This is a genomic window from Clostridium sp. SY8519 (genome assembly GCF_000270305.1).
Classification (GTDB): domain Bacteria; phylum Bacillota; class Clostridia; order Lachnospirales; family Lachnospiraceae; genus SY8519.
Window position 1 is genome coordinate 709,353 of sequence record NC_015737.1, and the last position, 21,001, is coordinate 730,353.

17 protein-coding genes are annotated in these 21,001 nt (G+C 55.5%); 2 read left to right on the forward strand and 15 right to left on the reverse strand.

Annotation, left to right across the window (positions count from 1 at the left end; translation table 11 throughout):
• Positions 1 to 50: 50 nt before the first annotated feature.
• From CXIVA_RS03345 to CXIVA_RS03385, 9 genes are all read right to left on the reverse strand, one after another.
• Positions 51 to 437, reverse strand: a complete 387-nt coding sequence (locus CXIVA_RS03345; protein ID WP_013976616.1) for a hotdog fold domain-containing protein — start codon at positions 435 to 437, stop codon at positions 51 to 53.
• Between the two features lie 338 nt (positions 438 to 775).
• Positions 776 to 1,939, reverse strand: a complete 1,164-nt coding sequence (locus CXIVA_RS03350; protein WP_013976617.1) for a PucR family transcriptional regulator — start codon at positions 1,937 to 1,939, stop codon at positions 776 to 778.
• Positions 1,940 to 2,004: 65 nt separating this feature from the next.
• Complete coding sequence (locus CXIVA_RS03355) at positions 2,005 to 3,519, reverse strand: hypothetical protein (RefSeq protein ID WP_013976618.1); 1,515 nt, start codon at positions 3,517 to 3,519, stop codon at positions 2,005 to 2,007.
• Positions 3,520 to 3,523: 4 nt separating this feature from the next.
• The gene (locus CXIVA_RS03360; RefSeq protein WP_013976619.1) at positions 3,524 to 4,543 is read right to left on the reverse strand and encodes a hypothetical protein; all 1,020 of its coding nucleotides are present in this window, start codon (positions 4,541 to 4,543) and stop codon (positions 3,524 to 3,526) included.
• Between the two features lie 166 nt (positions 4,544 to 4,709).
• Positions 4,710 to 5,783 carry a DMT family transporter gene (locus CXIVA_RS03365; RefSeq protein ID WP_013976620.1) on the reverse strand — a complete coding sequence of 358 codons (1,074 nt, stop codon included), beginning with the start codon at positions 5,781 to 5,783 and terminating at the stop codon, positions 4,710 to 4,712.
• Between the two features lie 202 nt (positions 5,784 to 5,985).
• On the reverse strand, positions 5,986 to 6,594 hold the full coding sequence (locus tag CXIVA_RS03370; protein WP_013976621.1) for a TIGR04100 family radical SAM protein: 609 nt from the start codon (positions 6,592 to 6,594) through the stop codon (positions 5,986 to 5,988).
• A gap of 178 nt (positions 6,595 to 6,772) precedes the next feature.
• On the reverse strand, positions 6,773 to 7,213 hold the full coding sequence (locus CXIVA_RS03375) for a hypothetical protein (protein WP_013976622.1): 441 nt from the start codon (positions 7,211 to 7,213) through the stop codon (positions 6,773 to 6,775).
• Positions 7,214 to 7,257: 44 nt separating this feature from the next.
• On the reverse strand, positions 7,258 to 8,802 hold the full coding sequence (locus CXIVA_RS03380; protein WP_148267776.1) for a DNA methylase: 1,545 nt from the start codon (positions 8,800 to 8,802) through the stop codon (positions 7,258 to 7,260).
• A gap of 177 nt (positions 8,803 to 8,979) precedes the next feature.
• Entirely contained in the window at positions 8,980 to 9,564 is a 585-nt protein-coding gene (locus CXIVA_RS03385; protein WP_013976624.1) for a manganese efflux pump, read from the reverse strand.
• A gap of 219 nt (positions 9,565 to 9,783) precedes the next feature.
• Here CXIVA_RS03385 and CXIVA_RS03390 point away from each other — a divergent pair, with 219 nt between their 5' ends.
• On the forward strand, positions 9,784 to 10,293 hold the full coding sequence (locus CXIVA_RS03390; RefSeq protein ID WP_013976625.1) for a hypothetical protein: 510 nt from the start codon (positions 9,784 to 9,786) through the stop codon (positions 10,291 to 10,293).
• Between the two features lie 72 nt (positions 10,294 to 10,365).
• Here CXIVA_RS03390 and CXIVA_RS03395 read toward each other — a convergent pair whose 3' ends face one another.
• From CXIVA_RS03395 to CXIVA_RS03410, 4 genes are all read right to left on the reverse strand, one after another.
• Positions 10,366 to 11,397 (reverse strand): nucleoside-triphosphatase, encoded by a 1,032-nt coding sequence (locus tag CXIVA_RS03395; RefSeq protein ID WP_013976626.1) that lies wholly within the window; start codon positions 11,395 to 11,397, stop codon positions 10,366 to 10,368.
• Positions 11,394 to 12,098, reverse strand: coding sequence for a class I SAM-dependent methyltransferase (locus CXIVA_RS03400; RefSeq protein ID WP_013976627.1), 705 nt, complete (start codon positions 12,096 to 12,098; stop codon positions 11,394 to 11,396). Before CXIVA_RS03400 ends, CXIVA_RS03395 begins: the two co-directional genes overlap by 4 nt.
• A 181-nt stretch (positions 12,099 to 12,279) precedes the next feature.
• A complete protein-coding gene (gene crcB, locus CXIVA_RS03405) occupies positions 12,280 to 12,645 on the reverse strand; it encodes a fluoride efflux transporter CrcB (protein ID WP_013976628.1) in 366 nt (121 codons plus the stop codon).
• A gap of 125 nt (positions 12,646 to 12,770) precedes the next feature.
• The gene (locus tag CXIVA_RS03410) at positions 12,771 to 14,198 is read right to left on the reverse strand and encodes an alanine/glycine:cation symporter family protein (RefSeq protein ID WP_013976629.1); all 1,428 of its coding nucleotides are present in this window, start codon (positions 14,196 to 14,198) and stop codon (positions 12,771 to 12,773) included.
• Positions 14,199 to 14,422: 224 nt separating this feature from the next.
• Between CXIVA_RS03410 and CXIVA_RS03415 the strand changes: the two genes are divergently transcribed.
• Entirely contained in the window at positions 14,423 to 15,919 is a 1,497-nt protein-coding gene (locus CXIVA_RS03415; protein ID WP_013976630.1) for an AAA family ATPase, read from the forward strand.
• 271 nt (positions 15,920 to 16,190) lie between these two features.
• Here the strand turns inward: CXIVA_RS03415 and trpD are convergent, their stop codons facing one another.
• Both trpD and CXIVA_RS03435 read right to left on the reverse strand, forming a co-directional pair.
• Entirely contained in the window at positions 16,191 to 17,213 is a 1,023-nt protein-coding gene (gene trpD / locus CXIVA_RS03425; RefSeq protein WP_013976631.1) for an anthranilate phosphoribosyltransferase, read from the reverse strand.
• A 301-nt stretch (positions 17,214 to 17,514) separates the two neighbouring features.
• On the reverse strand, positions 17,515 to 20,916 hold the full coding sequence (locus tag CXIVA_RS03435; protein WP_013976632.1) for an ABC transporter ATP-binding protein/permease: 3,402 nt from the start codon (positions 20,914 to 20,916) through the stop codon (positions 17,515 to 17,517).
• Positions 20,917 to 21,001: the final 85 nt, after the last annotated feature.

Below are 21,001 nucleotides of genomic sequence, written 5' to 3' on the forward strand. Positions count from 1 at the left end.
TTCGTTCTTTTGCCCTTTTTCCTTTCCCTCTCCTTTTTCTGTTCCGCTCTTTACTTTTTGCCCCTCTGTCTGTCCTTCAGCACCACACAGGTACCGCTGGCCCTGCATACCACAATCGGTTCCTCCAGCACATCACAGGCGGAATCGTTGATATCCGGACGGGGCGCAATCACTTTGCGGGCTTCAAATACCATCTTTCTGGAAGAGTTTCCTGTCTCAACGATCTCTCCCACTGCCTCGATATAATCTCCGGCATATACCGGCGCAAGAAACTCCACATTGTCATATGCTTTAAACAGTCCTTCGTCACCATCATTCATGATCAGAAGTTCTGTTGCCACATCGCCGAACAGGCCCAGCATCCGGGCGCCGTCCACCAGATTGCCTCCGTAGTGCGCGTCATGGGCACTCATTCTCAGTCGAATCATGGATTTCATCTTCTTTTTTCCTCCTTCATTTCCTTCATAATTTTCCTGTTATCAGAATCTTTGCGTTTTGTTTGAAATTATTTTATCAATTTCACGTTTTTTTCACATCTGCCAAAGTGGCTCAATATTGTATTTGAAAATGGACACTTTGGATAATCTTGCACGATTTTACTCTTTTAACGTGATACTGAGAAAAACCAGAGACGCGTGCACTGCCCTCATCCCGGATTTCTGCACAGTTTTCCAGACCTCTCCCTCGCTGGTTCCATGCCACGCCGGACGTGCCAAAAAAAGTGCCCTGCCGCCTGATTTTTCCATCAGACGGCAGGGCACTTTTCCGGGAATCCTCAGATTCCGTAATAATCATAAATCAGCATGGAAAGACTCAGAAACAGCCGGGAATAATAATCCTCATAATCCATTCCGGTCAGATCCCAGATGACCTGCAGACGGTTCTGCAGGGTGTGCCGGTGCACAAATAGGCGCTTGGCTGTTTTGGTGATATTGCCCTGTTCCTCGATCAGCACACGGAGTGTATGCAGGTAGTCGCCTTCTCCTTCCCTGTCCTTGCGCAGCAGGATCTGCAGCACTTCATTGCTCCGCGCGAAAATCTGATTGTCCCGGTACAGATCCGAAAACCGGCGCAGGAAGTCCACATGCTGATAGCGGCACACCCCACGCAGGGCACGGATCCCATGGAACATCTCGAAAATTTTCGTGCAGTGGCGAAAACTCACTTCCAGATCCCCCAGTTCCCGGACTTCATCCATTGCGGCAAACAGCTGGAGTTCCCGATTATCGGAAAGTTCTGTCAAAAGCACCTGCAGACTGCTGCCCATCACTTTCAGCTGTTCGGCGTTTTCCAGTGCCACGCAATACACGGCCTGTCCTCCGGATGCCGAATCTCCGATGAAGGTGCTGCTGTTCTGCATCAGAACGGTACGGATCCTGCTATAGGCCTCCTTTAGCTCAATCGTATCCTCCACGTATACATTTGCCGCGGAAACCGCCGTAAGCCAGATGATCTCATTGGAAAGATCCCGGTTCTTCCTGGCGTACAGGCAGCGTTCCCGGATAAAGGGCAGAAAATACCTGCTGTCCAAAAAACTATGATTGTCCAGCACAGTATCTTTGCTGATTTCGGTAATCAGGGTGCGCAGCACCTCGGAAAAACTGTATTTTGCCGGCAGTTCCAGAATCGGAAAATGATACTTGCGGCCGGCCTCCAGAAGATAGACCGGCACGGATTCCTGATAATAGCCGGTCTGAATCATCATCCCCACCACACCCCGGGACTTCATGCGTGGAATCAGGTTCTGATGCTGGCGGAAATCCCCCAGGTCATACCCGGTGGTCAGCAGCAGTTCCCCCGGCTGTACCATATCCGTGGAATCCAGGATTTCCTGCACATTGACCCAGCCGATCAGATTGCCCGCGCTCTCCCGCCCGGTCATAAGAACCGTACCTGGGAAAAAGTTTCGTTCAATGATGTCTTTGATGCTAAGCGCCATGCCCTTCTTCTCCTTCCGGTCCGGCGGCCGTGTTTCAGTCTGGCTGCCCTGTCCGGACCTGTTTCTTATATTCTGCCTCTTCCGTCCCTCCCGGGGAAGCAGTCTGCCGGTTCCGCCTTCTGCGGCTCTTCCAGACGGTCCATCACCGCATCCTGCAGGCCAAGCAGCCGGCAGATGCGAAAGGCGTCTTTCGGGCAGTCCGCTTCCCGCTCCACACGGAAAATGCCGTAATTCATGTGTTCCGCGATCACAGATACGGCGCGTTCCTCGCCGGCGGCCGCAATTTCTCTGCTCACCTGCCCCATATCCATATCACGCAGCCCCGCCACCTGATAATGCACCCGGGCATATTCCGCCACATGATCAAAATGGGTCACCAGAAGGGCGATCACCTTACATTCATTCAGATACCTCGTAACGGCACGCACCAGCGCGGCTCCTTCTTCCGGATTGGTCCCCCGCGCGAACTCGTCCATAATCAGGAAGCAAAACTGATCCGGGATACGGTCAATCATCTGTTTGACTTGCACAATCTGCGCGCCAAAGCTGGACAGCCCCCGTTTCACCGACTGGGTTTCCTCTGAAATAATCATGATATTGTCAAACAGCGGAATCCGCGCTTCCTTCGCATAAACATAAAAACCGCAGAGTGCCAGCCAGGTATTCAGGGCAATGGTCTGCAGCGCCACACTCTTTCCTCCCATGTTGGCGCCGGTGATCACCCCTGTTCCATACTCCAGCGCAATAGACAGCGGCGTAAATTCCAGCCCCTTCTCCCGCAGGACAGAGGCTACCCACGGATTTTCCGCGGTCCGGATCATCAGATGGCGCTCTGTAATCTCAGGGCATACACAATGTCTGCCGAATCCGGCTGCCCGCTGCTTTTCAAACAGCAGATCCAGCCGTCCCGTCATATCCGCGTTGGCCTGTATGGCATCAAAATACGGAAGCAGCGCATCGGTAAGCCGCTGCCGAACCGCGGCTTCTTCCGCCTCTTCCCGGATCACTTCCCGGGTACGGGCCTCCCGCAGTTCTTCCCAGCGCGCCCCATCCTGCCGCGCGGTCTCCATCTGACGCTCCAGCTGCCGCTTGCGCGTGCGAATCTCCGCAAGTTCCGGGGAATAACTGTCATAGACCGCAAAGGAGGGGATGCGTCTTCCGTCCGGATCCAGCAGATCCAGCGCTTCCCGGGTGTCTTTGTAACAGATTCCGCGGATTCCCGTCCTGCGCGTCAGCTGCCCCGCCAGTCTGCCTGCCTTGTCGGAATACAGCAGAAAATTCTTCAGTTCAAACAGTTCCAGATCTGACAGCACCATTTCCCGCCCTTTGCGCAGTGCCGGACGGATGTCTTTCATCTGCATAAAAGCCCGCTGAATCTCTGTCTTCAGGCTCCGGATCTCCTGTCCGTGTGTAATCAGACAGGTCAGATTGTACAGCTCTTCTTCCAGCTGGGCCTTCTGCTCCCGCGGATAGGGTTCCATCCGCCGTACCCGCTCCTGTCCGTAAGGGGAGGAGGGACTTAACCGGTTCAGAATATACTGAACTCCCATGGCTGTCTTCTGTTCCATACTGAGTTCCATTGCTTTATGCCTCCTTTCTCACATCATAAACAGGGATTTCCGGAATCGCCTGCTGTACCTGCGCCAGAAATCTGCCGCTGTCATAATGATGCCCATACGCGGAGTAAGGATTGACCGTAACTGCTGCCAGGTGAATCCGGGTTTGTACCGAAAAGTCCAATCCTTTTCGTTTCAGCGCCTCATAGGTCTCCCGGGACAGCAGGATCCGGCTGCCGTCCTTTACCACCATCTGCCGCCCCGAAAGATCCGGATTGGAACGGAGCAGCGGCCGGATCATCGCATCCGTCAGACCGCCCTGCACATAAATTCTCTGGGGCGCGTCCGTATCCCCTCTGCGGCCCCACAGTTCCTCCGGCGTCCGGCTGCCCTTTTCCTCCACGGTGCCGTCTTCCCGTATGGGAAAATATTTGCCCGTACGGCCCCGGATCTCCTCCGAAATCCGCAGTTCTGTCTGGGGCAGGGACAGGAGTTCACAGGTATACGCGGTATCCGCCACGGTCTTTTTCATGTCCTGGCTGTATGACGCGCCGGTACACAGAATCGCCGCGTCGCTGACCTGACGGGTGGAAATACTCTTGCGTTCCAGCGCTCCGTCCACCAGGATCTTTCCGCCGCCCTGTACACCGCGCAGATACTCCCGGATCTGCGCCATCTGGGACGTAAGGGACGGTCCGGCCGCCTGCACAAATCCGTCGCTGTGCGCACGCAGCACCACCACTTCCCCCAGCGGCGTGCAGATGCCTGTCGTATGCAGAATCTCCCGGGTCACATCGCAGAACTTCAGAAGATCTGCCGCTGTGGCTACCAGTGTTCCCCGATATACAAAAATGCCCGGTTTCACCGTATCTGTCACCAGATCGCTGCTCTCCCCATCCCTTCCGATGGATGTCAGCGCCACCGGAATCCGCGCTTCATGCAGTTCTCGGATCATCCGGTTCATTGAGGTGGTTTTGCCGGCATTTTTACACATTCCGATGAAAGCCACCGTCTCATAAGATGCAATCTGTCTGCTGAACTCTCCCATTTTTTCCTCCTGCTGCCGGATCTGCGGGACGCTGTCGGCCGTCCCTTTTTCTTTGGATTCCGTGATGCTTCCGACCGGTTTTCCCTTCGGATTCCGTGATGCTTCCGACCGGTTTTTCCTTCGGATTCTGCCGCAATTATCCTTGCGCCTCTCCCTTCGGCTTCTGTCACAGTTCCCCTTCGGCCTTTTCCTTCGGCTCCCGTTCAGCTTTCTGTCCTGTCCCCTGAAGAGATTTCCCCTCTCCTGCCGGATCCGGTGTCTTTCTGCCGCGCAGCATACGTTCCAGCGGCAGTTGGGACAGCAGAATGCCAAGGAACATCAGAGCACAGCCCGTCAGTTCCCGCAGCGTCAGTGCCTGTCCCAGAATGATCCAGCCAAACACCGCGCTGAATACACTCTCCAGGCTCATCAGAAGGCTCGCTACCGTCGGATTCAGATCCTTCTGCCCGATGGTCTGCAGCGTATAGCCCGCCGCGCTGCTCAAAAGTCCCACATACAGCAATGCCGGCAGCGCCCGCAGCACCGCGTCGGTTCCCGGACGTTCCAGAATCAGCATTGCCGCTGTGGCAAATATGGCTTCAAAGAAAAACTGAAGTGCCGAAAGCCGCACCGCGTCGGTGCGCGAGACAAAACGGCCAATCCCGATAATCTGCAGCGCAAACAGCACCGCGCTGAGCAGGGTCATTGCATCGCCATACCCCAGTGTCATTCTTCCCCGCATACACAGCAGATACAGCCCGGCTACACTCAGTATGACGCAGATCCAGATTTTCAGTCCCTGGCCTCTGCGAAAGACAAACAGACTGATCAGCGGAACCAGTACAACATACAATGCGGTAATAAAGCCGGATTTTGCAGTCGTGGTATGTGCAATCCCGATCTGCTGTGCCGCGCCGGCGGCAAACAGCAGAAATCCGCAGAGCAGTCCGCCGGTCCAGAGGGTCTTCCTGTGTCTGGCACGCTCCCGGTCCGGTACGGCCGCCGCTTCCGGGCTGCCTGCCTTCCCGTCTGCACTCCCCGGCTGTCTGCTGCTTCGTTTTTTCAGCTGATCCGTAAGAGCGATCACCGGCAGCATGGCTGCCACAGCAATCCAGCTCCTGCCTGCCAGAAATGTATACGCATCCACATATTCCGCGCCGATACTCTGTGCCGAAAATGCCGACCCCCAGATAACCGCCGCCGCCAGCAGGCAAAGAACACCGATCAGTTCCTTCTTCTGTCTTCTTCTGTTCCTGTTCATATTCTCCTCCATCTCTTCCCTGAACGCCGAAATCACGCCTCCGAACAGGTAAAAAATGCAAAAAAATCCCCTGCATCCAATCAGGCAATTCTTCATTGTCTGGTAACATGCAAAGATTCTGAAAAAAATATATACCAGCGGCAGCGGGAGAAACGCCCACTCCCTGTCTGCTGCTGTCATACGAAAAATATGCTGAATATGCTCAGCGCACCCGCAGCGCGATACCGAATCCGGCCGCAATCTCTCTGCAGCGCGCGATATCCTCCTGGGGAATGACCCCCACGACCGACATTGCCACATGGGGAACATACTGCTGTACACGCCGGGTATACCGAAGCAGTGCCTCATAAGCTGCCGGGCCGAACTTCGGGTGGCACAGCGCATCATACTTCTGTGCCGTACACTGATTCAGACTGACGGACACGGTGTCCACAAGCCCCTCCAGCAGGGGCGCGGTATCTTTCCCGTGGATCAGATCGCTTAATCCGTTGGTATTGATCCGGATCTGAAGCCCGGACTTCTCTCTGACATATGCGGCGGTCTCCAAAAGCTCTTCCAGCCGCTCGGTCGGTTCGCCATAACCGCAGAATACAAGCTCACGAAACGGTGTGGTGTCCCAGGCATCAAACAGGGTGCGGATCTCCGCCGCAGACGGCTCTCTTTTCAGCCAAAGCGACTCCGCGCTTCCCAGCCCTTCTGTCTCATTGCGGACACAGAACTCACACCGGCAGGGGCAGCGGTTCGTAATATTTGCGTACAGCCCGTCCCCGTAGCTGTAGAATACTGTGCCGATCTCTTCCTGCAAACTCATACAGATTCCCCCTTTGATTCTGTCTCTGTTTCCATCGATTCCGCAGCAGCTGCCGCCGGTTATTTTCTGCTGTATTCCGTCAGGAATTCCTGCTATCAGTGTATCACACTGTATACCGGATGTACACTTTTTTCGCAGGACTTCCCCGGCAGGCTTCCACGGCAGCCTGCCTCCGGTTTCATTCTTCCGGCTGCCGGATGTCCTCGATATTTTCAATGTCTTCCAGCCGGATCCTGCGGCCGCGGCGGCAGAGCAGCAGCCCCTGCCGGATATCGATTTTCTGTATATCCACCGCTTCTGTCACGGAACTGCCGCCCGCTTTCCTCGCATCCTGCTGAAACCAGGTAATCTCCGCCCGTACATAAGCTGCCGCGGATCCCTGCTCCAGCAGAAACCGTATCTGCTGCAGACAGCGATCCAGTTCTTCTTTGCGGCTGTCCGTCAGCTCCGGAGGCGCTTCTGTCAGACGTGCGGTCTCCCGGATGGCATCTTCATATCCGGTCAGCGCGGCAAATGGCAGGAACTGCGCGGCACGGTTTTTCCGCGTCATCTGCGGATGCGCCGCCGACCTGTGATGCGGCAGGCGCAGAATTCCCTCATAGCGGTCTGTTCTGCCCATAAACTCCTTCTTTCTGAAATTCCGGCACCTGGAAAAAATTCCGGTTATGCCTTATGTCCGCCGATCTGTTCATTTCTCTGAATCGCAGTGGCCCCTTCTTCCAGGTTCATCCCTTTCAGGATTGCGTTTTTTCCGAATTTTCTGCGAATCTCAAGAGACGCCAGCTGCAGCCGGTGTTCCCGGTCTCTGGCCCTGTCTTCCGCTTCCCGCTCCCGGCGCTTCTGTTCATAATCCGTAAACAGATCCAGCTGTTCATAATCTGCTTTCCCGCCGGCCTCTGCCTCATCCAGCACATGGCCGGCAGTCAGACAGACTCTTCGAATCAGACGCCGGGGATCCACGATCCGGTCATACAGTCCCAGCACCGCTTCTGTCAGTTCCCGGGAAGAGGAAGTCCGGTGCTGCAGACGGGCTGTTCCATGCGCATGCCAGGGCGCGCCCGATCGGCGCTTTCCCGCCGAAACAGCGCCGACAGCAGCTGCCCGCGGGGCAGACAGTTCCGCTGCAGATGACACAGCCGGCGGCTCCGCACGGTCATAGCCGATATACAAAACCGCCTGGTCCGTCACCAGGCCATGCTCCACCAGATCCAGCGCCAGCTGATCTGTCATCTCCTGAACCACAAGGCGCCCTTTTTCCCAGGCATACGGGCAGGGCAGCACCTGACCGGAACCCATGCTCTTCCTTTCCGGACGGTAGGCTTTGATATCCGCCATGGTACAGGACTCCCAGCCCCAGGCATGATCAATCAGCAGCTCCGCATTCACCCCAAACAGCCGATACAGCAGCTCCTCATTGTGGTACTGATCGGCTGTTCCCAGCGAACAGCGGGCGATATCCCCCATAGTATACAGACCGTTTGCTTCCAGCTTTTTCGCATAACCGCGGCCCACACGCCAGAAATCCGTCAGCGGACGGTGGCCCCAGAGCCGCCTCCGGTACGACATCTCGTCCAGCTCCGCGATCCGCACGCCGTCCGCATCCGGAGGCATATGCTTCGCCACAATATCCATGGCAATCTTGCCGAGGTAAAGATTTGTGCCGATTCCTGCCGTGGCTGTGATGCCCGTCTCCCGCAGCACATCCCGGATCATCGTCATGGCAAGCTCACGGGGTGTCATGGCATAGACCAGGAGATAATCCGAAATATCCATGAAAACCTCATCAATGGAATAGACATGGATATCCTCCGGCGCAATATACTTCAGATAAATCTGGTAAATTCTCGTGCTGTACTGCAGATACAGCGCCATGCGCGGAGGGGCCGTCACATAGTCCAGCGCCAGGGTCCGGTCTGCCTTCAGCTGATCCGCGTCAATGGAACTGCCGGAAAAGGAACCGCCTCCCAGCTGTTTCTTCCGGACTGCGTTCAGTTCCTTTACCTGTCGTACCACCTGAAACAGCCGGGGCCGTCCGGGTATGCCCCAGGCTTTCAGTGACGGCGATACGGCCAGACAGATGGTCTTCTCCGTCCGCGCGGGATCCGCCACTACCAGATTGGCCGTCAGCGGATTCAGCTGGCGCTCCACACATTCCACTGAAGCATAGAACGACTTCAGATCAATACAGAGATATGTTCTGCTCACAATATACGCCTCCCGGGGTCTGTATGCCGCCGGAGCCGCTGCGCCTCCTGCCGCAGGCTCTCCGGTATTTCCACAGACAGATGTTCTGCCTCACCTGCCTTCTGTCCCCTATTATAGAAGAACATATGTTCTCTTTTCAAGCTTTTCTGTGAAACAGCATAAAAAAAGAATACTGTTTTTTTACAGTACTCCTTTCACAAAAATCTCAATTCCGATAAACAGAAGGATACATCCGCCCAGGACAGACGCTTTTCCGGACAGCCGTGTACCGAAAATCCGACCCACAGATACACCGCCGACACAGATCACAAAAGTCACCGCCGCAATGATCAGAGACGCGGTCAGCGCCTCCCACCCGCCGTAACCGGCAATCGTAAATCCGACCGAAAGCGCATCGATGGAAGTGGCCACTCCCTGCAGAAGCAGCACTCCTGCCGTCAGCTTCCGGCTGACCGTCTCTCCTTCTTCCCGGCCGGCACGGATGCCGTCTGCCAGCATCTTTCCGCCGATTCCGGCCAGAAGGAGCAGCGCGATCCATGGAATAAATTTCTGAAACATCTGAAAATAAGCGGCAATCGTATGCACGCAGAACCAGCCGATCATCGGCATCAGAAACTGAAATCCGGCAAAGGTTCCTGCTATGACGCACTGTGTCCGCCGGCGCATCTTCGGCTGATGCAGTCCATTGGCCGCAGATACGGAAAAGGCGTCCATGGCAAGTCCCACGCCCAGTACGGCGCTGTTGATCAGAAATACTTCATCCATCTGTCCTTTGTTCCCCCGATCCTGTCATTGAATTCTGATTATAGAATCCGGCAAACCCCTTAGTCAAGGCTGACTGCAGGCGCCGGCGCCTCCCTCCTCCCGGACACGCCGTATGCTTCTCCAAGGGGTTCGCCATATGCTTCTGCTTGTGCATCCCGCCGGATTCTTCTATAATTAAGAAACAGAAATGGAAAGAACGAAACGAGGAGAGCATATACATTGGAAAATCGAACTTATGAAGAATGGATGAATCCGGGACACACAGACGAAATCCGAATCAAAAGCATCCGGATCGGCGACTGCATGGAATACGGCATCGGCTTCGGCCCGGATGCCGCCGAAATGAAAGTGGATGTGCAGGGGCGCAGCTATTACATCGGCTTAAGTGTCTACGCCCTGTCCGTCACCTTCACCATCTGTCCGGATGAAAGCCAGATCCGGATCCTGTGCGGCGCGGACGACAGCGAAGATCCGATTCAGGAACTGAAAGACAAGGGCGGCTACCTCTTTTTTATCCGCCGTTTTGCAGATTATCACGCGCTGGAATCCTTCAGTTTTTTCCCTGCTTTCCAGATTTTGCGGCACATCTGCAACCATGTGGATGACGACGCTGTCGTGGATCCCTATATTGCGTACGCGGAAGGCAAACTGCTCTCCGAGGTGGAGCTTCCGGATCTGCCGGATACAGACTGGGAGATCGAAAAACACGACGCCCGCTTTATGCGCTGAACAAAAAAAGGAAGGACTGAAACGCCGTCCTTCTCTGACCGACCCCGGATCTCTGGACATCCGGGGTCTTTTTCAGCTGTTTCTGCGGCTGACATACGCAATCGCCCGCAGCAGCACGTCCCGGTCTTCCGGAATCCGGATCCGTTCCGCGGCTTCCTCCAGCGGCACCCAGGCCGCATCCTCTACTTCCAGCGGAATCAAAGGCGTCTCTGTCCTTTCTGCAGTACCCGCAAAAAAAGTCACTTTTCGGGGAACCGGCCCATAGATACTGGGAACCGTTTCCGCAAATTCCGTGTCCACCCGGGCACGTACCCCCGTCTCTTCCAGGATTTCCCGCACAGCCGCGTCTTTTTCTGATTCACCGAAAAATCTGCGCCCTTTCGGAAAGGACCAGCTTTTCCTCCCTTGAATCATCAGCACCCGGGCGCCGTCTTCCGAGAAAACCACTGCACCGTAAGAGTTTTGCTCTTCCCGGTTCCCTGCCTCTTTCTCCAGGGCATGATACCAGTCTCCCAGACGCCGGGGCAGAGCGTTTCTGTTCTCTTCTGTCACCGGCACCAGCTCAGTCTCCCGCATGCGGACGATTTCCTGCAGAAACGGCGCATCCGCCTGCTGCAGAACCCCCAGCACCGGAAGTCCGCAGGTCAGCACACGTTTCACCGATGCCTGAAATTCCGGCACATCCGCCTCATGGGGGCCAAGCTCATCCATCAGCACCAGTCGGCGGCTCCCTCCGGGCAGCCCGCTGTATCGCGCTGTTTCTTCCGTGTGTGCCTCTTTCCTGTCTGCCGGTCTGCTGCCCGCGATTCTGTCCAGGACCCCGCAGCCCAGACGAATAAAGCGTTCCCGTATCTGCTCCGGCCGGTCAGCTTCTGCAGCGCTGCATGCGCCCGGCTTTCCGCACCGAAACAGATAATTGGTCCGGGACGGTTCTTCTTTCGCATCTGCTGAGAGCAGATGGGCGGTACGCACGCCCGGAATCACCCCGGACGCCAGTACCGTGCGAAATCCTTCCGGCCGGAGGCCTTCCTGCTCCAGAAACCGACGGATCGCGGTGGTCTTTCCGATTTTTTTCCTGCCTGTCAGAAACAGCAGCTGTTTCATTCTGCTTCCTCCCGATCGCTCACTCTGTCCCGCAGAAGCTCCCTGGCCTGCTGGAAAACCGCTTCTTCCGGCGCATGCATTCCCTTATTTCCGAGAATCAGATGCCTATCACCGGACGGAAACTTCTGATAAAAATTGAAATTCGGCGTAATCCCCGCCTTGTGGTAAGCCAGATAAAGTCCGCAGCCGGCATCATTGGACGAAAACCGATCCGCGGCAATCAGCACCCCGCCTGCAGCCAGCACACGCGCAAGTCTCCGCGCGTATTTCATATAGGCCCGCTGCCACACCCTGCATCTGTCCGGATAACTGTCCGCCGCTGCCAAACCGTCCGGTTCTCCCCTCATTTCATGGGAAAGCCCGGACACAACCACTGTGTCGCACAGATTCTTTTCTTCGATTCCGCAGATATCCTCACAGACAAACCGGATATTCGGAAGCTCCAGGCTGTGTGCCAGCTTTCTGGCGGCAGCAATGACTGCGGGATCTCTGTCGACTCCCAAAACAAACGCGTGGGGAAATACACGGGCCAGATAACAGCTCAGTACTCCCGTACCGCAGCCGATATCCATAATATCCGTTCCGATCCAGTTCCTGTGGCTGTCAATCCAGGCAGTCATCTGCGCGTAATAGTCCCGGGCATCCTTTGCTTCCGGAATGATTTTACTTACCTGATTCAGATATTCATTTCTGCTGTGCATCTGCTCCTCCTTTGACCGATGTGCGGTTTCGCTCTGTTCTGATGATTCGGTTCAGAGGTCATTGTAGCACGTCCCCGCAGGAGTACTCATGCAGGATATTCCTTCACTGATGCAAACACTGATGCAGCGGCCGGGCGGTGTCTCCCGGCTTCTGTCCCGGCCGAAACAGATTTCCGGCGGATCAGCCCACCAGCTTTTCCGCCAGGAGTACTGCGCACACGCCCAGCACAAGGCTCAGACACATATAAATCAGCGCGGTCGAAATCCTTCCGCTGCGGATCAGCTCAAAGCTCTCCAGAGAAAAAGTGGAAAACGTGGTAAATCCGCCGCAGATCCCGGTTTTCGCAAACAGCACCCATTTGGAACCCGGCAGGCTGTATTTTACCACAAGCACGGTAACCAGGCCGATCGCAAAAGCTCCAATCAGATTAATCAAAAACGTGCCCAGCGGAAATCCGCTTTCCTGCCTGGGAATCACTGCTCCCAGCAAAAAACGGCAAACTGCTCCAATTGCGCCGCCTGCTCCGACGGCAAGTACTTCATTCATATCTTACGATCCATCTCTTTCCCGCGCCCTGGTTCCGGACTGCTGTTTTCCGCAGCCGCCTGTTTCTGCCACAGGCCCTGTTCCGGCTTCTGTTCTCCGCGGCCTGCCCGTTTCCGTCGCAGGTCCTATTCCGGCTTCTGTCCTCCGCGGCCTGCCTGTTCCTGCTGTGCCCGCCGGCTCCGGCGCGTCTGTTCATATTCTTTCAGTGTGCGGATCACCTGCCCGGACAGCGGAAGCAGCGCGGTCATATTGAAGATGGTCATCAGGCCAATCCCCACATCACCAAGATCCCACACAAAAGTATACGCTGCCAGACCACCGATGAAAAGCATCGCCAGTGCTAAAATCTTGTACAAGGTCTGGGAAATCCAGTTGTCCCCGAACAGATATGCCACATTGGAACGGGCGTAATACAATACACCGATAAAGGTTGAAAAACTGAACAGGAACAGCACCGCCGAAATAAATACAATGCCCGCGCTGCCGAAATGATAGCCCATGGCCGCCTGCAGCAGTTCCATTCCCTGCAGTCCGTCCGTCAGATGCTGCGGCACGGTCAGCATCAGCATGGCGGTGCAGCTGCAGATGACAATGGTGTCAATAAACACGCCCAGGCCCTGCAGGAGTCCTGCTTTCACCGGATGATCCACATCTGCCGCGGCCGCCGCGCAGGGCGCGGATCCGGAACCGGCTTCATTGGAAAACAGGCCCCGTTTGATTCCGTTTAACAAAGCGCCGCTGAGGCTTCCGCCGGCAACCTGGCGAAAACCGAAGGCCTCCGAAAAAATCCTTTCGAATACCCGGGGCATCACGCCGATATTCCGCACAATCACATAGATGGTCAGCGCGAAATAAAAGGCTGCCATAATCGGCACAATCACATCCAGCACATGCACCGTCATATTCTTACGCAGTACAATCAGCGCCGCCAGACCGGTAATCACAATGGTGGTCAGAAGCGGCGGCACAGAAAACGCATTGGAAAATGCCGAGGTCACCGAGTTGCTTACCACCTGGCTGATTCCGCACCAGCAGAGAAGACCGGAGGCCGCAAAACAGACTGCCAGGATACTTTTTTTCTTTTTGGTGATTTTGGTATAAAAATCGTGGATATAGTACGCCGGACCGCCGCGGTATCCGCCGTACAGCGGATCTTTCGTTTTATGCATCTGCGCCAGGGTCCCTTCCGCAAAGGCTGTCGCGGAACCGATCATCGCCGTCACCCACATCCAGAACACCGCGCCGGCGCCGCCGACGGAAAGCGCTGCCACGACACCCACTAAATTGCCCATGCCTACGCGGGTGGCCGTGGATACAATCAGCGCCTCCAGGCCGGAAATGGACCGTTTCTCTCCCTGCCTGCGCTCCACTGATACCCGCAGCATTTCCGGAAACAGCCGGAAGGGCAGCCCCCGGGTACGGATGGTAAAGAAAATACCTGCCGGAATCAGAATCAAAATCAGCAGAGTAATCCCGATGGAATCTCCCCCCGGCAGCGGAATGCGAAACAAGTCGCCCCACAGGAAATTGTATACGATACTCAGTAATTTCATAATAAAAATCCCCCTCATTTACAATCAGTCTTCTGTTCCCCTGAAAATCCCTTTATTTTCGTGCTTTAAAGTCTAACACTTTAACTTTGAAAAGTAAACGAAAAAACACAGGAATCCCGGAAACAACAGTGGCCTGCCTGCGGTTTTCCATAAACAACGGCCGCTATCTATGCTATAATCGACAGGTAAAACCAACGATTGAAGAACCACAGGGGGAAGTATCCATGCCAGTATTTGATTTCAGCAATTCCGGTCCCGAGGACTCCGGCAGCAGCCAGTCCGTCTGCACCTATACCGTATTCCGTTCCAGTGAGCATACTGCTTCTCCGGAACAGCCGCTCCTGATACTCGACAATTCCGCCCAGGCCTGGGAGCACCATTCCAGCGGGATCTTCACCAATCCGGTGAAGCGCACCTCCTTTGAATTTGACCGGGAAGGGGGAACCGTCAGCGCGGACATTCTCCGGATTGACGCCCGTTTCACCAGTCTGCTCCGGTGGCTGGGCGAAAATCATATCCATGTCCGCCTTTCCGGCGAAAACCGTCCGGAGGGATTCGCCGTCTACAAAATCCGGGAGACCGCCTTCGGCAACACCAGCAAACTGTCCGCCGAGGACGGATTCCTCCAGTTTATGATCGAGCGGCTCTCCGCCAGTGACGCTCCTGCAGAGGAAACCGGCAGCGAAGAGGAAGATCCGCTGGGCGGCGATGACATGAAGCTGACCAGTATTCAGAGCATCACGGATTTTATCCACTGCGCCGGCCGTACCCTTCCGGACAATATCCGTCTGTGGGCCCGCCGGAATCTCGCCGTTGCCCGCTCCCACGAAGTCACCGCTGAAGAAAGACGGCACGCCCAGCGCGCCCTTTCCATCATGATGAATATCCAGTGGAAAAATAACTATTTTGAATCCATCGACCCCCGGGAGGCGCGGCGGATCCTGGACGAAGAGCTCTATGGCATGGAACAGGTCAAACAGCGGATTATCGAAACCATCATCCAGATCAACCGCACCCACACCCTTCCGGCTTACGGACTTTTGATCGCCGGTCCCGCCGGTACCGGCAAATCGCAGATCGCCTACGCGGTTGCCCGCATTCTGAAGATGCCCTGGACCACACTGGACATGAGTTCCATCAACGACCCGGAACAGCTCACCGGCAGTTCCCGTATTTACAGCAACGCCAAGCCGGGGATTATCATGGAGGCCTTCTCCGCCGCCGGAGAATCCAACCTGGTCTTCATTATCAACGAGCTGGACAAGGCAGCTTCCGGCAAAGGAAACGGCAACCCGGCCGATGTCCTGCTGACTCTGCTGGACAACCTGGGCTTTACGGACAATTACATGGAATGCATGATTCCCACGGCCGGGGTCTACCCCATCGCCACCGCCAATGACAAAAGCATGATCAGCGCGCCGCTGATGTCCCGTTTCGCCGTTATTGACATCCCGGACTACACGCCGGAGGAAAAGAAGATCATTTTCACGGATTACGCCCTCCCGAAAGTGCTGAAGCGTCTGAATCTGAAACCGGAAGAATGCGTCATCGGGCATGAGGCCCTGGACGCTGTCATTGACCGTTACCGCGACACCACCGGAATCCGCGACCTGGAGCAGGCCGCCGAACATCTGGCAGCCAACGCCCTGTATCAGATTGAAGTAAACGGTGTCTCTGCCGTGCATTTCACCGCCGAAGAGGTGCGTGCCCTGCTGGGCTGACCGTATGCCCCCCACGGATTCCGACAGCCCTGCTGCTTCCCGCTCCTGTCGGTTTGCCGAACTGCACCCGACGCGGCAGCACTGCCGTTTCCCGTCCCGCCGGTTCGCCGCGCTGACACCGGGTGCGGCAGAATTTCCGCTTCCCGCCCTGCCGGTTCGCCGGACGGCGCCGGACGCGGCAAAAAAACCGGCGCGTGAACGGGTCATCTCCGTACACGCGCCGGTTTTCTCTGTCTTTTTCCGGATCTTCCGGCATGGAAGCTCTGCATCGCTACTGATTGGACTCTTTAATATAGCGGTCCAGTACATCCACTGCCTTTCCGCTGTCAATCAGCTCTGCGGCCAGTTTCACCCCATCTCCGATATTCTCTGCTTTTCCCGCAAGATACAGCGCGGCTCCCGCATTCATCAGCACCGCGTTTCTCTTTGCTCCCGTGATCTCACCGCTCAGAATTTTCCGGGTAATTTCCGCATTTTCCTCCGGATCGCCGCCGGCCAGATCCGCCTTGTCGCAGCGGCTCAGGCCGAAATCCTCCGAGCAGATTTCGTAGGAAGAAAATTCCCCGTTTTTTAATTCACACACAGTGGTCGGCGCGCTGACGGAAATCTCATCCATTTTATCCTGTCCGTAGACCACCAGCGCCCGTTTCGCTCCCAGGGATTTCAGCACCCGGGCAATCAGCTCCACCAGATATTCATCATAGACCCCCAGAAGAAAATATTCCGGATTTGCCGGATTGGTCAGCGGTCCCAGAATATTGAACACCGTACGGAATCCCAGCTCCTTGCGGATGGCTCCCACATAGCGCATGGCCGCGTGATACTTCTGGGCAAACATAAAGCAGAATCCGGCATCCTTGAGCAGCCGCAGGCATTTCTCCGGATCTGTGTCCAGATTGGCTCCCAGCGCTTCCAGGCAGTCCGCCGTCCCGCATTTGGAAGAAGCGGCCCGGTTACCGTGTTTTGCCACTTTTACGCCGCCGGCGGCAATGACCATCGCGGAAGTCGTGGAAATATTGAAGGTATTGGCGCCGTCTCCGCCGGTGCCGACAATTTCCAGGACATCCATGCCCGGATGGGGCACCGGTGTCGCATGGGCACGCATGGATGCCGCGCAGCCGGAAATCTCATCAATGGTTTCCGCTTTGGAGCTTTTTGTGGACAGAGCCGCCAGAAACGCCGCATTCTGGGTCGGTGTGGAGATTCCGCCCATAATCTCATCCATGGCCGTGCGGGCCTCTTCATAGCTCAGATCTTCTTTGTTAACGATTTTGACAATTGCTTCTTTTATCATGGGGCCAATTAATTCCTTTCACTTTAACGTATTAGCACAGAAAATTATTTTAATATTTTACGCTTTTCCCTCCGGGCTGTCAACGAAACGCCGCTGCTCTCTTTCCGGCAGCCAGCAGCAGTCAATCGCCGGGCACTGTCCGCTCCGCGGCACAGGTTTCACAGCCCGGCGACAGGTCAGCGCTGCCGTCGAATCCGCCTTACTCGCTCCGCAGCACTGCCGACAGGTCAGCGCAGCCGCCAAATCTGCGTTACTCGCTCCGCAGCACTGCCGACAGGTCAACGCTGCCGCCGAATCCATGTTACTCGCTCCGCAGCGCAGTCACCGGATCACTTTTGGCTGCCCGCCGGGCCGGCAGCAGGCCGCTGGCCACGTTCAGTCCAATGCTCAGCGCCACCAACAGCACCGCTGACAGCGGCGTCATTCTGGCAGAAATATCCGGCTGATGAATCACCGTATGGATCACATAATTTGCCGGAAACAGCAGAAGCCTGGCGATTCCGACGCCGATTCCCCCCGCCAGCAGACCGGTGATAAAAGTTTCCGCGTTGAACACCTCGGAAATATTAAACCGGGAGGCGCCGATGGCCCGCAGAATCCCGATTTCCTTGCGGCGCTCAATGACGCTGATGTGGGTAATCACACCGATCATAATCGAAGAAACCACCAGGGAGATGCCCACCAGCGCGATCAGTGCCGTGCTGACGGTGTCCACCAGGTCCGTTACGGTAGAAAGAAAGGTTCCGGACAGATCGTTATACGTCAGCACTTTTGCCTCCTGGCCGCTGTCTTCCATCCGCTGATTATAGGCCTGTATCACAGACTGAATCTTTCCTTTGTTTTTAAAATCCTTCGGATAGATGGTAATGCTCTTGGGATCGCTGTCTCCGGCGTAACCCAGGGTATTCAGATTTTTCTCATAGGATTCTGTGGTATCCGACAGCATGGAGCGTACCAGATCCTTCAGTTCCTCCTGTGTCAGGTTCAGTTTTACCGCTTTTTTCAGCATGGCGGAATCTATGGAAACCAGATCCGCAAAGTCCGCCTGCTTAACCGCAGAAGCGATCTCTTTCCGGATTTGTGCTACGATTTCGGCGGAGGCCTGTTTCATGGCGCCTCGAATCTGCCGTTCCAGTTCCCGCTTCACCTGAGCGGTGATCCGGCCGCTCTGCCGCTCAAATTCTTTTTCCATTCCCCGGGTATCAATCTGCTTTTCGGCAAAATTCTCCATGATTTTCCGGGCTGAATCCGACTGCAGATAATCCGCGAAAGATTCGGAAGCATCCTGTGCGTCCGGCAGCAGTTTTTTCTCCGCATAATCGGCAAATCCGTCCGCCAGCTTTCCAGCCAGTTCATTGATTTTTTTCTCTGAAACAGAAATGGACGACGGATCCTTCACGGCCGCCTCTGCATTTTCCCTTACCACATCCTGTACAAATGCGGCAAGCGCCTTCTTCGCGCCGGAAGATTTCAGATAATCCCGAAACACGTTCCGCGCTTTATCAGCGGAAACTGTCAGCCTGCTTCCTTCTTTCGCTGCGTAGTCCTTCAGCAGCTGTTTCGTCAGATTTTCGATTTTGTCCCGGGTTATGGAAGCGGTCAGCGCGCCGAAGATCTTCTTTAAATCCTTCCGGGATAAAGAGACGGAATCCGCCAGTGCCTTCCGGTCCACATACCGGCTGAGATCCAGGTCTTTTTCGCTCAGTCCCTGCAGCTGACTGCCGGAAAAATTCATCCTGGAAGTATTGAGGGAAAACGCTTTTTTGAAGGTATCCATATCGATGCGAAACAGATGGCGGATCTCCGGTTTGTCCTTCTGTTTCTCCGCTCCGAAGGGTTTTCCGGTAAAAATATTGATCTTCGGCGTCTTTTTCTGCGCGGCCACCGCTTTGCTGCCTGCCGCCCGCCGGCGGCACCACTGGGTCAGATCATGGGTGTAATAAATGCCGGTATTCAGCAGCGCGTCCCTGCTGCCGCTTTTAAGCTGCGCCACCCCCGCGATCCGGATCGTCTGCCCGTGCTTCAGAATCCTGCGGCGCTGCTTCATACTGTCAGAGCGATCCGTCCAGATCCCGTTCTTTTTATCATAGACATAACCGTCACTGGCACTGGCCGCCCGAAAGGTAATTCCCATAAAATCCTGATAGGTATAGGTTTTATTCTCTTTCTTCTGAACCACATTTTTTCCCACCGCGATCTCATGGATGATTTCCTCCAGTTCCCCCGCGTTTTTCAGTCCCAGCGCATACAGCGCCGTATCGGTAATACTGCCGTCCTGTGCCAGCACTACCACACATTCGTTTTTGTTTTTCGGCCAGCGGCCCGCCTTCAGTTCGTACTGGCTGCTGTACAGACTGCTGTTCTGCGGCAGCTCATAAAATGCCAGCAGATTCACCATGGAGATTTCCATGGCGCTGACACCGATGGAATCCAGAGAGGAGATTGCCTGTTCCGGCAGCACCCGGCGGATCTTTGAGCCGCTGCCGCGGTAAATCTGCGGCGTCACATCATAGGTGTATTCAATGGCCCGCGCATAGGATTCCAGCCCGCTGGCGCCGCTGTCGATATAGGCTTTGAAGGATTTCAGGTCATTGGAGCCCAGACCGCCGGCAAACCGGCGGACGATCGGATTCTCTGTCACCCGGTTCTCCCGGCCCTGATCCACCTGATCCTGTCCCATAAAGGAAGAAATATAGCTGGAATAATTGATGCTGCTTTTGCTCAGCGTCACCGGATACTGCAGAACCGTACCCTCCTCAATGTCTCCGATGTAGGCATTCACCCCGTTTGACAGCGCCAGAATCAGCGCGATCCCGATGATTCCGATGGAACCGGCAATCGATACCAGGATGGTTCTGCCTTTTTTGGTCCGCAGATTGTTAAAAGAAAGGGCCAGTGCCGTTAAAAAGGACATGGACGCGTGTTTTTTTCTGCGTCCGGGCACCCGTCCCCCGTTTCTGTCTGTTTCCGCCGCTCTCTCCTGCCCCGGCAATAACACCGCTTCCGGCGATCTCTCCTGTCCCGGAAAATAGGGGTGCGTATCGCTCTGAATCTTTCCGTCCTTGATCTGTACAATCCGTGTGGCGTACTGTTCCGCCAGTTCGCCGTTATGGGTGACCATGATCACCAGACGGTCTCTGGACACTTCCTTTAACAGCTCCATGACCTGCAGGCTGGTTTCGCTGTCCAGCGCGCCGGTGGGTTCATCCGCCAGGAGAATCGAGGGATCATTCACCAGCGCCCGGGCAATGGCCACCCGCTGCATCTGGCCGCCGCTGAGCTGATGGGGTTTTTTATGCGTCTGATCGCCCAGTCCGACCCGTTCCAGCGCCTCGGCTGCCCGCCGTTTCCGTTCATTTCCCGGGATTCCGGATATGGTCAGGGCCAGCTCTACATTGGCGAGAATGCTCTGATGCATGATCAGATTGTAATTCTGAAAGACAAATCCGATGGTGTGATTGCGGTAGGTGTCCCAGTCCCTGGCCTTATATCCCCGGGTGGAACGCCCGCCAAGCAGAAGATCCCCGCTGTCATAGCGGTCCAGGCCGCCGATCATATTCAGCAGTGTGGTTTTTCCCGATCCGCTGGGACCCAGCACTGCCACAAATTCATGATCCCGCAGATTCAGACTGACGTGATCCAGCGCAGTCTGTGTCAGTTCTCCGGTTGTGTACTGTTTGCATAAGTCTCTGATCTGAAGCATGGCACTCACCTTTTTCCTCGAAAAACGACTGTCAAAACCGCCCGTTTCTTTACTTCTGATTGTAGACCTTTTACCCGGATTTGCA

Coding starts and splice junctions, on each gene's coding strand:
- CXIVA_RS03345 (WP_013976616.1), bottom strand. CDS start 437: ATGAAATCCATGATTCGACTGAGAATGAGTGCCCATGACGCGCACTAC.
- CXIVA_RS03350 (WP_013976617.1), bottom strand. CDS start 1,939: ATGGCGCTTAGCATCAAAGACATCATTGAACGAAACTTTTTCCCAGGT.
- CXIVA_RS03355 (WP_013976618.1), bottom strand. CDS start 3,519: ATGGAACTCAGTATGGAACAGAAGACAGCCATGGGAGTTCAGTATATT.
- CXIVA_RS03360 (WP_013976619.1), bottom strand. CDS start 4,543: ATGGGAGAGTTCAGCAGACAGATTGCATCTTATGAGACGGTGGCTTTC.
- CXIVA_RS03365 (WP_013976620.1), bottom strand. CDS start 5,783: ATGAACAGGAACAGAAGAAGACAGAAGAAGGAACTGATCGGTGTTCTT.
- CXIVA_RS03370 (WP_013976621.1), bottom strand. CDS start 6,594: ATGAGTTTGCAGGAAGAGATCGGCACAGTATTCTACAGCTACGGGGAC.
- CXIVA_RS03375 (WP_013976622.1), bottom strand. CDS start 7,213: ATGGGCAGAACAGACCGCTATGAGGGAATTCTGCGCCTGCCGCATCAC.
- CXIVA_RS03385 (WP_013976624.1), bottom strand. CDS start 9,564: ATGGATGAAGTATTTCTGATCAACAGCGCCGTACTGGGCGTGGGACTT.
- CXIVA_RS03395 (WP_013976626.1), bottom strand. CDS start 11,397: ATGAAACAGCTGCTGTTTCTGACAGGCAGGAAAAAAATCGGAAAGACC.
- CXIVA_RS03400 (WP_013976627.1), bottom strand. CDS start 12,098: ATGCACAGCAGAAATGAATATCTGAATCAGGTAAGTAAAATCATTCCG.
- crcB (WP_013976628.1), bottom strand. CDS start 12,645: ATGAATGAAGTACTTGCCGTCGGAGCAGGCGGCGCAATTGGAGCAGTT.
- CXIVA_RS03410 (WP_013976629.1), bottom strand. CDS start 14,198: ATGAAATTACTGAGTATCGTATACAATTTCCTGTGGGGCGACTTGTTT.
- CXIVA_RS03415 (WP_013976630.1), top strand. CDS start 14,423: ATGCCAGTATTTGATTTCAGCAATTCCGGTCCCGAGGACTCCGGCAGC.
- trpD (WP_013976631.1), bottom strand. CDS start 17,213: ATGATAAAAGAAGCAATTGTCAAAATCGTTAACAAAGAAGATCTGAGC.
- CXIVA_RS03435 (WP_013976632.1), bottom strand. CDS start 20,916: ATGCTTCAGATCAGAGACTTATGCAAACAGTACACAACCGGAGAACTG.